At 38.1% G+C, this 12,998-nt stretch carries 14 protein-coding genes and 1 pseudogene; 6 read left to right on the top strand and 9 right to left on the bottom strand.

Going from position 1 to position 12,998, the window contains the following annotated elements:
* Nucleotides 1-120 precede the first annotated feature (120 nt).
* Together recR and ACY10D_RS03960 are read right to left on the bottom strand one after the other, a co-directional pair.
* Nucleotides 121-726 (bottom strand): recombination mediator RecR, encoded by a 606-nt coding sequence (gene recR / locus ACY10D_RS03965; RefSeq protein WP_486999475.1) that lies wholly within the window; start codon nucleotides 724-726, stop codon nucleotides 121-123.
* Nucleotides 727-789: 63 nt separating this feature from the next.
* Nucleotides 790-1,113 carry a YbaB/EbfC family nucleoid-associated protein gene (locus ACY10D_RS03960; protein ID WP_151194204.1) on the bottom strand — a complete coding sequence of 108 codons (324 nt, stop codon included), beginning with the start codon at nucleotides 1,111-1,113 and terminating at the stop codon, nucleotides 790-792.
* A 200-nt stretch (nucleotides 1,114-1,313) separates the two neighbouring features.
* On the opposite strand from ACY10D_RS03960, the gene ACY10D_RS03955 reads away from it, so the two are divergent.
* Nucleotides 1,314-1,748 (top strand): universal stress protein, encoded by a 435-nt coding sequence (locus ACY10D_RS03955; RefSeq protein WP_440615822.1) that lies wholly within the window; start codon nucleotides 1,314-1,316, stop codon nucleotides 1,746-1,748.
* 19 nt (nucleotides 1,749-1,767) lie between these two features.
* Nucleotides 1,768-2,910, top strand: coding sequence for a radical SAM family heme chaperone HemW (gene hemW, locus ACY10D_RS03950; protein ID WP_486999473.1), 1,143 nt, complete (start codon nucleotides 1,768-1,770; stop codon nucleotides 2,908-2,910).
* Nucleotides 2,911-3,207: 297 nt separating this feature from the next.
* Here the strand turns inward: hemW and ACY10D_RS03945 are convergent, their stop codons facing one another.
* Nucleotides 3,208-3,612, bottom strand: a complete 405-nt coding sequence (locus ACY10D_RS03945; protein WP_486999472.1) for a hypothetical protein — start codon at nucleotides 3,610-3,612, stop codon at nucleotides 3,208-3,210.
* 100 nt (nucleotides 3,613-3,712) lie between these two features.
* On the opposite strand from ACY10D_RS03945, the gene dnaQ reads away from it, so the two are divergent.
* Both dnaQ and ACY10D_RS03935 read left to right on the top strand, forming a co-directional pair.
* Nucleotides 3,713-4,444, top strand: a complete 732-nt coding sequence (gene dnaQ, locus ACY10D_RS03940) for a DNA polymerase III subunit epsilon (protein WP_486999474.1) — start codon at nucleotides 3,713-3,715, stop codon at nucleotides 4,442-4,444.
* A gap of 87 nt (nucleotides 4,445-4,531) precedes the next feature.
* The gene (locus tag ACY10D_RS03935; RefSeq protein WP_486999471.1) at nucleotides 4,532-5,701 is read left to right on the top strand and encodes an NAD-binding protein; all 1,170 of its coding nucleotides are present in this window, start codon (nucleotides 4,532-4,534) and stop codon (nucleotides 5,699-5,701) included.
* A 122-nt stretch (nucleotides 5,702-5,823) separates the two neighbouring features.
* On the opposite strand, the gene ACY10D_RS03930 is transcribed toward ACY10D_RS03935, so the two are convergent.
* Nucleotides 5,824-6,144 carry a hypothetical protein gene (locus tag ACY10D_RS03930; RefSeq protein WP_486999470.1) on the bottom strand — a complete coding sequence of 107 codons (321 nt, stop codon included), beginning with the start codon at nucleotides 6,142-6,144 and terminating at the stop codon, nucleotides 5,824-5,826.
* Nucleotides 6,101-6,690, bottom strand: a pseudogene (locus ACY10D_RS03925) (Abi family protein). The gene ACY10D_RS03930 and the pseudogene ACY10D_RS03925 overlap by 44 nt, the downstream one beginning before the upstream one ends.
* Nucleotides 6,691-7,112: 422 nt before the next feature.
* Between ACY10D_RS03925 and ACY10D_RS03920 the strand changes: the two are divergent.
* Nucleotides 7,113-8,081, top strand: a complete 969-nt coding sequence (locus tag ACY10D_RS03920; protein WP_486999469.1) for a lipoyl protein ligase domain-containing protein — start codon at nucleotides 7,113-7,115, stop codon at nucleotides 8,079-8,081.
* Between the two features lie 2 nt (nucleotides 8,082-8,083).
* The gene (gene cysZ, locus ACY10D_RS03915) at nucleotides 8,084-8,869 is read left to right on the top strand and encodes a sulfate transporter CysZ (protein ID WP_486999468.1); all 786 of its coding nucleotides are present in this window, start codon (nucleotides 8,084-8,086) and stop codon (nucleotides 8,867-8,869) included.
* On the opposite strand, the gene gyrB is transcribed toward cysZ, so the two are convergent.
* From gyrB to rpsF, 4 genes are all read right to left on the bottom strand, one after another.
* Nucleotides 8,844-11,261 carry a DNA topoisomerase (ATP-hydrolyzing) subunit B gene (gyrB, locus tag ACY10D_RS03910; protein WP_486999467.1) on the bottom strand — a complete coding sequence of 806 codons (2,418 nt, stop codon included), beginning with the start codon at nucleotides 11,259-11,261 and terminating at the stop codon, nucleotides 8,844-8,846. The two genes, cysZ and gyrB, sit on opposite strands and share 26 nt — an antisense overlap.
* Before the next feature lie 419 nt (nucleotides 11,262-11,680).
* Nucleotides 11,681-12,127: a 50S ribosomal protein L9 gene (rplI, locus tag ACY10D_RS03905; RefSeq protein WP_486999466.1), complete on the bottom strand. Its 447-nt coding sequence runs from the start codon at nucleotides 12,125-12,127 to the stop codon at nucleotides 11,681-11,683.
* Between the two features lie 25 nt (nucleotides 12,128-12,152).
* Nucleotides 12,153-12,380: a 30S ribosomal protein S18 gene (rpsR, locus tag ACY10D_RS03900; RefSeq protein WP_119328982.1), complete on the bottom strand. Its 228-nt coding sequence runs from the start codon at nucleotides 12,378-12,380 to the stop codon at nucleotides 12,153-12,155.
* 11 nt (nucleotides 12,381-12,391) lie between these two features.
* On the bottom strand, nucleotides 12,392-12,751 hold the full coding sequence (gene rpsF, locus ACY10D_RS03895; RefSeq protein ID WP_486999465.1) for a 30S ribosomal protein S6: 360 nt from the start codon (nucleotides 12,749-12,751) through the stop codon (nucleotides 12,392-12,394).
* Nucleotides 12,752-12,998 lie beyond the last annotated feature (247 nt).

Genomic DNA, 12,998 nt, shown 5'->3' with positions numbered 1-12,998 from the left:
TCAACCATTTTAAAACCCACTTACAAAAAGATCCCTATAAACCTATGCTTTGCAAGAGGGGTGCCGAGCTTGCGAGGTGGGGTGTTGGAATAAATGGAGTACGTAACCTCAGTTAATAATTTAAAAATTAACCCGTGCTTTAAAGGCGTGTGTTAATGTCTGTTGATCAAGATACTCAAGCTCACCACCAAATGGTACGCCAAAGCCAATACGCGAGATGGTACAAGCATGCTCTTTTAACATATCTGAAATAAAGTGTGCGGTTGTTTCACCTTCAACAGATGGACTTAATGCCATCACAATTTCACTGACTTCAAGGCTTGCCACAAGTGATTTAAGCTTGGGTAATTTAAGCTCATTAGGACCAATACCATCTAATGGTGATACCCTGCCATGCAAAATAAAATACTTGCCACTATAAACACCTGCTGATTCAATCGCCATCATATCGAGCATATTTTCAACGATACACAACTGTGCGTTATCACGCCTGACACTACTACAGATGTGGCATAAATCATCCTCACATAGCATATTACATTGCTGACAATGTTTTATCGCATCAAGTGCATTTTCAATCGCCTGAGCTAACTCATGTGCTGCTTGTTGCTTTTTATCCAATAACTGGATTGCCATACGTTGTGCGGTTTTTTTGCCAACACCAGGCAATACTTTAAGTGACTCGATCAAGCCTTCGATTTTGGGTGAGAATAGTTTTTGCATAATAATTTAAAAGTCAATCTTTGAAGTAATTGAAGTTAAGCAAAAGCGCGTAACTTCAGCAGGTAATTAAAACGGGAATTTAAACCCAGGTGGTAAATTTAAACCTTGCGTCATGTCTGACATTGAATTTTTATTGTTCTCTTCAACACGACGAACCGCATCATTAACCGCAGCAGCTAATAGATCTTCTAAAATTTCTTTATCTTCTGACAATAAACTTGGATCTATTTCAACACGTTTAACATCATGCTTACCTGTCATCGTGACTTTAACAAGACCGGCACCAGATTCACCTGTCACTTCCAACTTTTCCTGCTCTTCTTGCATCTTTTTCATTTGATCTTGCATTTTCTGCGCTTGCTGCATGAGCTTGCTCATATTCATACTCATTTGTGTGATTATCCTTTATTTTCGTTATTTCAATTATTAACAAATTACCAGCCGCTAGCTTAAATTTTTACCCCTAAGATTTCAACTGCTATTTTGTTGCTTGTTATTATTTTTGATGGTGCTTTGACTATCTTTTACAGAAGAAGTTTTTTAGAATGATCATCGTTAGAATCTTTAAAACACTGCACTGGAGACTTAGGATGAAAAATTACAAACATATTTTACTGGCAACTGACTTACATGCTGACAACAAACCTGTGATTGAACAAGCCGTTGCCTTAGCGAAACGTAATGATGCCAAACTAAGTGTCGTGAATGTTTTACCACATATTCCTTATTATATGGCATCTGGTGTCCCTTCGATTTCTGACTTAGAAGACTACTTAGAAGAAGAAAACCTCAAACATTTGAAAGCACTTGAAGCACAAATCGATCTTGAAGCAGACTTTCATTTATTACACGGCTCACCTAAGCGTAAAATTGTTAAACTCGCGGAAGAGCTTAATTGTGATATCGTAGTCATCGGTAGTCATGGCCGTTATGGTGTTGAGCGCTTTATTGGTTCAACAGCCAATGGTGTATTACAACGCGCACATTGTGATGTACTTGTTATTCGTATCGGTCAGCCAAAATAATCTCCCCTCTTTCTTTTTTATGCTAAAACTTCCTCCATTAAGCCTTTATATTCATTTTCCTTGGTGTGTTAAGAAGTGCCCTTATTGTGACTTTAATTCACATCATTTAAAGGGCGATATTCCAGCTAAAGCTTACTTAGACACCTTATTATTGGATTTACAAAGTCACGCACACGATTTACAAGCTCGCCAGTTCGACAGTATCTTTTTAGGCGGTGGCACACCCTCGTTATTTCCAAGCAATGAGCTATTCCAACTCTTTGAGTATTTATTTAAGCACAAGCTCATTGCTGATCATGCTGAGATCACCATTGAAGCAAATCCTGGCACGATTGAACACGGCAAGTTCAGTGACTATAAAGCCATGGGCATCAATCGCATCTCACTTGGTGTGCAAAGTCTACAAAATGATAAATTAAAAACACTTGGTCGCATTCACAATGCACAAAATGTCTATAATGCCGTTAACGAGTTAACTCATGCAGGATTTGATAATTTTAATATCGATTTAATGCATGGCTTACCCGATCAAAGCATTGATGATGCGCTATTTGATTTACGCGAAGCACTGACATTAAACCCAACGCATTTATCTTGGTATCAATTAACTTTAGAGCCCAACACCGCCTTTGCCGTCAAACCACCAAAGCTTCCCGATGAAGATTTATTATTCAGCATCGAGCAACAAGGCAAAGCACTGATTAAATCCGCTAGATTCACACAATACGAAACCTCTGCTTATTGTAAAGATACTAAATATCAAGCAAGACATAATCTAAACTATTGGCAGTTTGGTGATTATATTGGGATTGGTGCCGGCGCCCATGGCAAGATTACTTCACCTGAAACGGGTATTATAAAACGCCATTGGAAACGCAAAAACCCCAAGCTTTATATGCAAGAGTTACAGTTCCCCTACGGTTCTAGCGATATTGCCCTTGATGAGCGCCCTTATGAATTTATGTTAAACGCACTGCGCTTACAACATGGCTTTTCAATTAGCCAATTTGAGCAAACAACAGGGCTTAGTATTGACGCTATTACCCCACAACTCAATAAAGCAATCTCTCGTGAGCTACTAATAAGGCAATCAGAATATTTTATACCAACTGAGCTAGGTCAGCGATTTTTAAATGATCTTTTGCATATGTTCCTTCCTTAAGTCTTGCTATTTCAAAGTTAGCAAGACGTCAAAAACAAACTGATCACTTCATATACACAATGATTTTTTACCAAAATTTAACATTGCTGCGCTAGACATAGTTATAATTATTTATTATGATTTAGGCACTCCTCAGATTATGCTTTGTTATCTCAACATTACCCCATGTGAAGTGATAGCAAAAGTAGCTGGTAACTCGACCCCCATTTGAGTATTAACAAGGAATATAACAGCAGGGATAATCTGAGGATTTTAAATTATTTTACTTAAGCTTCAATATGCACTGATTTTTAATTATTACTCGGCGGTCATGTCACTTGTTGTAGACTGTTTTGCCGGCATAGATTTTGCTGAACTAGCACGCTCAATCGGTGTTTCAAAAGAAACACGTAACACTTTAAAGCCATGCTCTTTTAACAACGGCTTAACTTCCTTTAGTATATCTTGAATCGGTGTTTTTTGCGTTTCGATATCCAAAACAATCTCACCGATTTTATGATTGATGGTGACATTATAAGCATGCAACTCACTAGCGATCATTTGATTGGCAAATAGCGCTTTACCCAAGCCGACATAGTCTTTATGTGATACATTATCACCTTGCTGCGAGGTAAACAATATATTAACTTGTTCTTTAGCTGAACATGCCAGTGCAGCATTGACTGATAACAACAAACCCATAGCTAATAAAATTTTCTTCATCTTCCTGTCCTTTATTTTGATTAAAATAACGCAGGCTATTATGTCAAAGTCAGTTTAAGTCCGCTATACTAATTGCCATACTTTTGACTACCATATAAAAATCATGCGACAAATATTCTTAGATACTGAAACCACGGGCTTTGACTTTAAATCTGGTCATCGCATCATTGAGTTTGGCGCCGTTGAGATGATCGATCGCAAATTAACTGGTAACAACTTACACTTTTACTTCAAACCAGATATTGAAGTTGAAGCAGGTGCCTTGCAAGTCCATGGTTTAAGTAATGACTTTTTGGCTGATAAGCCTCTTTTTAGTGACAAAATTGATGACATCATGACATACCTTGGTCAATCTGAGTTAATTATTCATAATGCTGGATTTGACGTACCTTTTTTAAATTGGGAGTTGCAATTACTATCCCCTAACAAGTGGGGGGAACTTGAGCACCACTGCAATATCATCGACAGCCTAATTATGGCGCGTGAAAAGCATCCAGGACAAAAAAATTCACTTGATGCCTTGTGTTCACGCTATGGTGTCAATAACAAACATCGCACACTGCATGGCGCGTTATTGGATGCTGAGATTCTTGCCGATGTTTACTTGATGATGACCGGTGGACAGCTCGATTTATTTAGTCTTATGACTCCCGCTATTGAAGACAATAACAACACAGACACATTAACCAAAGGACATACATCAACGTCGACAAATCAAGCGCTTAACTTGGTTGATCTACTAGCACTCAATCCACAATGTGACGCACATGAGGATTATCTAAAACTACTAGATAAAAAATCAAAAGACCATACCTTATGGCGACGTTTATAACAGCTACAAAACGCCTTTACATTCATATTTTATCTTCTACACTCAATTAATAGTTTATATAGCAATACTCATGATTAAGGATAGCTTATGCCGAGGCTTGTGCACCCTTTAAAAGAAAAGCTTATGCATTTTAACATTCCGCTATTCTTGGCTATTTTATTATTTTTAAATGGCGTGTTTGCCATTTTAATTGGGGTATTTCCGTTTATTGAAGCAGCCATTCACGATGAAGGCGTGCAATTCGTTAATCATATTATTGCAGGACAAGGCTTTAAAGAGTTTAATACGGTTATCTCATGCTTTATTGGTTACTTAATGTTGCTCATTGGTCGCGGGATTTATCGGCGCTTGCGTTTTTTCTGGATATTAGCATTATTAATGCTCATCACCTTGTTCTTAACCAATATCTTTGTCTACAACCGTTCAGGATTTTTGACGTGGTTTTATTTTGTTGAAATTATAGGTCTTGCCATTAGTTGGAAAGTATTTAATGTGCGCTCGAAAACGATCAAGCTCAGTTATGCACAGTTTATTGTTATTTTGTCATTTATTTTAGCATTTCTATATGGTGTGATCGGCGCTTATCTGCTACGCGATCAATTCAATAGTATAAAAGACTGGCCAGATGCCATCTACTTTACTGTCGTAACTTATAGTACGGTCGGTTATGGCGACATCACCCCCATTACCGATGAAGCACGGCTTTTCGTCGTGTCGATGATTTTTATCGGGCTAGGTGCATTCGCCGCTGTTTTAACCTTTATTGTTAGCGCCTTTATCGATCGCTTGCAAAACCTATTTCAAACATTCAACAAAGGGAAAAAGCATATGAAAGATCATGTGATTATTTGCGGTTTAAATGATTTAACACACATTATTATCAGTGAATTACAACAGCAAAATAAAAGCTTCCTGATTATTGATAGCGAGCACAGTGAAACTGCTGATAGTACCGAGCTTAAATCGTTAACATTGCATGGCAACGCCAACGACCCCGACATTCTCGATAAAGCAAGTATTATTGATGCGCATGCAGTAATCATCGCCTATGAAAAAGATGCTGATAATATCATTACTTTATTGAGTATAAATGAATTTCTAAATGATCATAAACCATCAAAGGTCGCTAAAATAACCATTCGTATCAATCAAAAAAATAATATCAATAAAGCAAAATCTCTAGGTGCTGCCGAAGTTATCTCACCACTGGTGATGGCAGCCAATGCGATGCTTGATAGTAGTCTTTCTATGTATTGAATCAAAATAACTTAGTAAGATATTGACTTAATCAAGATCTTCATCTAGAATCCAAAGCGAATATGCCCAGTGCCACTTCGCGTTAGTTCGCGTACGCACTGGCTTTCTGTTTTATAAAAAAGTTAACTCCAGAGCTCCCAAGATTCCCAGCCCTTAATTACTCCAAAATCATCTAAGCTCAAATGCTCATTTTTGGGGAACTCTTTTTCTAATAGGTAACAAAACCTTTCTCCCCATTTTGAAGTTGGACATACAACATCCATTAATTTTTTTATCAAGCAAAAATAGAAAAATGGCTTTGCATTATCTAACAAACACCAAAAATTATCATTTTGCAATGGATGAGCCCTTTCTAAAATATTTATATTCCATAGTCGGCTATGGTGGGCAGAAACATTTCTAATATAATTGAGGCTTTTCACATTGCACGAAGGATTTTTCATCTTGAACACCATATCTACTTGCTATTATCTGCTGATCCTTAATCTTCATTCCTGCATATAATTTCGACATCATTCCAAAATCCCATACCTCTATAGCCACCCATATAGGTAATTTTTTATATTTCTTCAAATAGTGATCCACAAATGGCAAGTTCTTAGAACGCTGCAACATCATGTTATATTTCTTGAGCCAAATTTGATGTAAAGTCTGCCCTTGATGTTTACCTCTTTCTTTGACTTTTTTACTGAATTTGCCATGTAGGCACTCTGGTATCTCGTGTGCATACAAGTTTTTCTGCCCCAATAGATGTGCTATATCAACCCTTAATGCCATTTCTATTCGTTCTAAGGCATCTATTGCTAATATCCTCAACTTTTTGTCGAATACATAAAGGAAATTACACTATCGAAAGAAGCTCCTTGCATAAAAAAATCTGAGCGTTGATTACTAATGGCGTTATCCTGATAATTTCCGATGCTAACTTTCCTTAATGGATACCAATATCCACTCAAACGATAATAGCCTAATTTTTTTAGATAGCGCATCGCACGATCTTTATTATGAATAACTAAATTACGCTCTTTTAATATTTGTAATTGCTCTGTTATTGATTTCCATTGCTTTGTCTGATCATTTATCATGACTTAGTAGTTTTTAGTTTATCAATTATTAGACTATTTAAGCTATTCATCAAAATACTGTCAATATATCGTTGCAATATGAAATATATGGGATTCATATCCATAAAGCCTATACAGTGATAAAAAACAGATTGCATCATCTACCCCTTTTTCCCTGAAGGAAAAGGTATGCAGCTGATGTTAAGCACTCAAGTAATAATTCAAATTCAACTTAGTTCCTTACTTATTATTTATACAGTTAAAACAAAGAAGTACTGTAAAATGGTTTGTGATGGGTATAAACTGCCACTTTATAAAAAGCTTAATCAGTCACACAAACAATCCATATGAACGTTTATATTGCCACAAGCCACGATCCTTTTTATAACCTTGCCGTTGAGAACTGGCTTTTTCGTGAGATGTTAACCGATGAGCCTATTTTATACCTTTGGCAAAACGCACCTTCTGTGATTATTGGGCGCGCGCAAAACCCATGGCGTGAGTGTAACATCGATGCTTTGAACAATGACAATATCCCCATTGTCCGCCGTCAAAGCGGTGGTGGTACGGTCTATCATGACCTAGGGAACCTAAACTATACAATCATGGCAAAGTCTCAAAATTATGATAAAAAAGCAAATCTTGCGTTGATTGTAAATACACTTAAAAGCTGCGGCATTAATGCACATGCTTCTGAACGTAATGATATCTTGGTAACACATGAAGGAGTTGATTATAAAATTTCAGGCAGCGCCTTTCGTGAGACAAAGGATAAATCCTTTCATCATGGGACATTGCTGATTAATGCCGACACCAGTAACCTATATCACTATTTGCATCACAATATTGATGACTCATTAACGACTAAAGGTGTCCACTCCAAACGCTCAAGCGTTATCAATCTGGCAGTAATCAATCCTGAGATTAGTGCTGCAAAGATACGCGATTGTTTTTTAAATCAGTTTAATCATCATATTACCTATATCCCTGAGCATATGGAAAACAAACAAGTTACGGATGAAGAAAACACCTTGCTCACTTGGCAATGGCGCTTTGGCAAAACACTACCCTTTAGCCGCAGCTTTGTTTTTGAAGATAACAACATCACGCTTGAGATTAAGAATGGGCAGATCATATCATTTGAGACTGATAGTGATAAATATCATCATCTTAAGACTTATTTGCAGAGTAGAAACCCAATCTATAGCAAGCAAAGCTTCAATCTTATAGGTAAAGAATCACTGGATTTTACAGTAGAAGAACAGGCACTATTGACTCACCTTTATCAAAATACTGCCGATGTAATTGGAGAATAACCATGACGCAACATCAAGCTAACAACAGTGGTATCAGCTATTTTTTTGGCGGATTAACACTTATTTTTAAGAAAGGCATCAAACGCTATACAATAATCCCACTTATTATCAACACCATAATCTTTATCGCACTATGGTGGTTTAGCCTGCATGAGATCTCTTTACTCATCAACTGGGTAGATACTCACTTACCTAGCTGGCTCACATGGCTTAGTTGGTTGATTTACCTCATCGCAATTTTGGCATTGTTGCTATTTAGTGCTTATCTTTTTACTGCAATCGCGCTTATTATTGCCGCCCCTTTTTACAGCTTTCTTGCTGAGAAAGTACAAAAACAACTAACTGGGCAAGAAGTTGGTAGTGAGCTTACATTGGCTAAGCTCATGCTTATTGCCCCGAAATCCATTGCCCGTGAATTTAAGAAACTACTCTCTTTCCTGCCGTGGGTTTTGATTATTCTGTTGTGTTACTTCATTCCAGTGGTTAATCTATTTACCAGTGTTTTGTGGTTTGCACTGTTATGTTGGTTTAACGTCGTACAATACGCTGATTATGCTTTTGATAATAATGAAATCAGCTTCCCGCAAATGAAAAAGCAACTCTCACAACAAAAATCTCTAAGTCTAGGTTTTGGCTTTATCACTACGGTTTTTTTGATGATTCCATTTTTTAATATTATTGTTATTCCAGCCGCCATTGCAGGCACCACCAAGATGTATGTTGATCACTGGCATAACCATGATAAGATTAAAGGCACATCATTTATACATCAATATTCACGACATTAAGCGCATTGCTTTCAATAAAGTCGCGTCTTGGCTCAACATCATCACCCATCAGCGTTGAGAATAACTCATCAGCAGCAACTGCATCGGCAATGGTGACTTGCAACATACGGCGCTCAGCAGGATCCATTGTCGTTTCCCAGAGTTGTTCTGGATTCATCTCACCCAAACCCTTATAGCGCTGTACATTTTGCCCACGCTTGGCTTCTGAGATTAACCACTCCATCGCTTGCTCAAAGGTATCAACAAATTCTTTTTTGCTGCCACGTTCAACGTAAGCGGCTTTAGTCAAAAGACCATTAAGTGCTGTGCCTAATTCAACAATACTTTGATAATCTTTACTTTCAAAGAAGCTCAAGTTAAAGCTATATTCAGTGTTTACACCATGTAATAAGCGCGAAAGTTTCAGTTTAATCACTTTTTCATCTTCATGCTGTTCACTATGGATAGCAGTCGTATAAAATTCATAGCCACCAGAAAGCTTATTAGCATGCTCAGCAAAGCCTTGCCACCAAGCATTAAATGCTGATTCATCGCTTGCCGCAGGATACGGCTCATAACTAACAAATGCTTTAAGCGCATTCACTGGATAGCGGCGCGATAAGGTAGTGATTTTTGCATTGGTTTTTTGATATTGTTGGTATAGAGTTTCCAGACCGACACCTGAGATAGGCGGGATGTTGTCCCCTGGAAATAACGACGCACCTTCAATCCCGATACTTCCTAAATATTGTGCTAAAGCAGCGTCATCTTTGAGATAAGTTTCCTGCTTACCACGTTTGACCTTATACAATGGCGGTTGTGCGATATAGATATAACCACGTTCAATAAGCTCAGGCATTTGACGATAAAAGAAAGTTAGAAGTAACGTACGAATATGTGAACCATCGACATCAGCATCCGTCATAATAACAATGCGATGATATCTTGTTTTATCCGGATCATATTCATCACGTCCAATACCACAACCCAACGCTTTGATTAACGTGCCCACTTCTTGCGAGCTTAACATCTTATCAAAGCGTGCTTTCTCAACGTTTAAGATCTTACCTTTCAATGGCAAAATAGCCTGTGTTCTGCGATCACGTGCCTGCTTAGCTGAGCCACCCGCAGAGTCCCCCTCGACGATATATAACTCAGATAGTGCCGGATCCTTTTCCTGACAATCAGCAAGCTTGCCTGGCAAGCCCGCAATATCCAAAGCACCTTTTCTACGTGTCATTTCACGTGCTTTTCTTGCCGCTTCTCTAGCGCGTGCTGAATCAATAATCTTATTGGAAATCAATTTTGCTTCATTCGGGTTTTCAAGTAAGAACTCTTGCAGCTTTTCGTTTACCAATGCTTCAACCGCGGTTTTTACTTCAGAAGATACGAGTTTATCCTTAGTTTGTGATGAGAATTTAGGGTCAGGAACTTTGACAGATAATACAGCAGTTAACCCTTCGCGGGCATCATCACCTGACGTGCTGATTTTAAGCTTCTTATTTAAGCCTTCTGATTCAATATAACCATTAATCGTGCGTGTTAACGCTGCTCTAAAGCCTGATAAGTGCGTTCCGCCATCACGCTGTGGAATATTGTTCGTAAAGCAATAGACGTTTTCTTGATATGATTCATTCCATTGCATCGCCAACTCAACAACAACATCATTGCGCTCACCTTGGATGCTAATAATATTTTGATTTAATGGTGTCTTGCTCTTATTTAAGTGCTCAACAAACGCGCTAATACCTCCTTCATATTGAAAAGTCACATTTTGGTCATTGATTTTGTCAATCAATTGAACTTTAACACCTGAGTTTAAAAAAGATAGTTCACGAATACGCTTTGCCAACGTATCATAATTAAACTCAACAATTGAGAAAGTCTGAGGTGATGGCTTAAAGCGAATCATTGTCCCTTGTTTTGTTGTGTCACCTATTGCTTTTAACGGTGCTAATGGCTCACCATGAGCATAATATTGCTCATATTCTTTGCCATTTTTCCAAACACGTAGCTCCAGACTTTCAGACAACGCATTAACCACTGATACACCAACGCCGTGCAAACCACCTGATACTTTATAAGAATTGTCATCAAATTTACCACCTGCGTGCAGTACCGTCATAATAACTTCTGCTGCTGAACGCCCTTCTTCAGGGTGTATATCCACAGGAATCCCACGACCATTATCACTAACTGACACCGAACCATCGGTATGCATAGTCACAATAATATCATCACAATACCCTGCTAATGCTTCATCGATGGAGTTATCAACCACTTCAAATACCATATGATGAAGACCTGAGCCATCATCCGTATCCCCAATATACATGCCAGGGCGTTTACGTACTGCCTCAAGCCCTTTTAATACTTTAATATTTGACGAATCATAAGTTTTAACGTCGGACATTCAGTCACTCCATTTTCATTCAAAACAAATCGCCATAGAGTATACCAAAATTTAGCGCTAAAGCCTTTAATTTATTGCTTGTCAAATACGAATGAAAGTCAAAAGAGGAACTTGCAAAACTCGTTACACTCAAACAGTGCTACGCACTTATCTGCTTTAAAAACTAAAATTTGCTATGCCAGTCTATTCGTAACACTTTATAGCACTCGTGAATCATTTTGTGATGTTTAATATCAAAGAAGTTATTGATATTTTTGAGTGATTGGATTGCAGGTAACAGCTAGGACTAATAGCAAAATCCAATCATTCAAAAATACGAGAAATTCAATGGTTTGCGGACGGTATAGTTATTCCGTTAAAAAACAAAAAAGCCGCAAAATATGCGGCTTAAGTGTAGCAGTTAGTGAATAATTACGTAATTATTCAGCAATAACAACCAATTTGATATCAGCATCAACATCTGTGTGTAAGTGAACTGATAGTTCGTACTCACCCAATGAACGGATGATACCTTCTGGCATACGTACATGACGTTTTTCAACTTCAACACCAACAGCAGCAATAGCATCAGCAACTTCTTTCGTCCCAACAGAACCAAATAGCTTGCCACCGTCACCAGCGGCCGCTTTGATTGTGAATACTTGACCTGAGATTTTCTCAGCTTTTGCTTTAGCAGTTGTTAAACGCTCAGCTTCTAATTTTTGTAATTCTGCTTTTTGTTTTTCAAAAGCAGCAATGTTTGCTTCAGTTGCTTGAACTGCTTTGCCATAAGGCACTAAGTAGTTACGCGCATAACCTGGCTTCACATTTACAACACTACCCAGCGTGCCTAGGTTTTCTACTTTTTCTTTTAAAATAACTTGCATTGTCAAAGACCTCTAAACTTAAAGATTAGTTAAAATGACGATCACAGTAAGGAATCAACGCTAAAAACCTTGCTCTTTTGATTGCATTAGCAAGTTGACGTTGATACTTAGTTGATGTACCTGTAATTCGACTTGGAACGATTTTACCAGTTTCAGTGATATAACCTTTCAATGTATTTAAATCTTTGTAGTCGATCTCTTTAACACCTTCAACGGTAAAACGACATACTTTACGACGACGATTTGGACGCATCTTTCCTCTCCTTACTCAGCCGTTTGGCTTGTTTCTTTAACTTCTTTTTTCTCATCTTTTGCCATCATGATTGATGGCTCAGTGATCGCTTCATTTTGGTTAAGCACTAAACGACGTAAAATCGCATCATTGTATCTGAATGATTCGTTTAACTCGTTCAACGCTTCAGTATCACATTCGATATTCATCAAAATGTAATGTGCCTTGTGAAGCTTAGCGATTGGATAAGCAAGTTGGCGACGCCCCCAGTCTTCTAAACGGTGAATTTTACCGCCTTTAGACTCAACGATTTCACGGTATTTTTGCAACATGTTTGGTAACTGATCACTTTGATCAGGGTGAACCATGAACACGATTTCATAATGTTTCATAATTTTACTCCTTTCGGTTTATCGTATCTACTCTCGATAAGCTATCGCGCACCTTGAATATAAGGGCAACAGCAAAGAGCCGCGCTATTGTCACAGATAGCAGCTTAAAACTCAAGCACTATTATGTGACACAAACAAAAAAGGCTTCCAATTGGAGGCCTTTCTAAATCTCTGGTGGGTGCTGAGGGGTTCGAACCCCCGACCCTCGCCTTGTAAGGGCGATGCTCTCCCAGCTGAGCTAAGCACC

The organism is Cysteiniphilum sp., from assembly GCF_057495195.1.
The sequence above is the reverse complement of the archived record's forward strand: the minus strand, read 5'-3'. Positions and strand labels throughout refer to the sequence as shown.

Coding starts and splice junctions, on each gene's coding strand:
- ACY10D_RS03960 (WP_151194204.1), bottom strand. CDS start 1,113: ATGAGTATGAATATGAGCAAGCTCATGCAGCAAGCGCAGAAAATGCAA.
- ACY10D_RS03955 (WP_440615822.1), top strand. CDS start 1,314: ATGAAAAATTACAAACATATTTTACTGGCAACTGACTTACATGCTGAC.
- hemW (WP_486999473.1), top strand. CDS start 1,768: ATGCTAAAACTTCCTCCATTAAGCCTTTATATTCATTTTCCTTGGTGT.
- ACY10D_RS03945 (WP_486999472.1), bottom strand. CDS start 3,612: ATGAAGAAAATTTTATTAGCTATGGGTTTGTTGTTATCAGTCAATGCT.
- ACY10D_RS03935 (WP_486999471.1), top strand. CDS start 4,532: ATGCCGAGGCTTGTGCACCCTTTAAAAGAAAAGCTTATGCATTTTAAC.
- ACY10D_RS03930 (WP_486999470.1), bottom strand. CDS start 6,144: ATGAAAAATCCTTCGTGCAATGTGAAAAGCCTCAATTATATTAGAAAT.
- ACY10D_RS03920 (WP_486999469.1), top strand. CDS start 7,113: ATGAACGTTTATATTGCCACAAGCCACGATCCTTTTTATAACCTTGCC.
- cysZ (WP_486999468.1), top strand. CDS start 8,084: ATGACGCAACATCAAGCTAACAACAGTGGTATCAGCTATTTTTTTGGC.
- gyrB (WP_486999467.1), bottom strand. CDS start 11,261: ATGTCCGACGTTAAAACTTATGATTCGTCAAATATTAAAGTATTAAAA.
- rplI (WP_486999466.1), bottom strand. CDS start 12,127: ATGCAAGTTATTTTAAAAGAAAAAGTAGAAAACCTAGGCACGCTGGGT.
- rpsR (WP_119328982.1), bottom strand. CDS start 12,380: ATGCGTCCAAATCGTCGTCGTAAAGTATGTCGTTTTACCGTTGAAGGT.
- rpsF (WP_486999465.1), bottom strand. CDS start 12,751: ATGAAACATTATGAAATCGTGTTCATGGTTCACCCTGATCAAAGTGAT.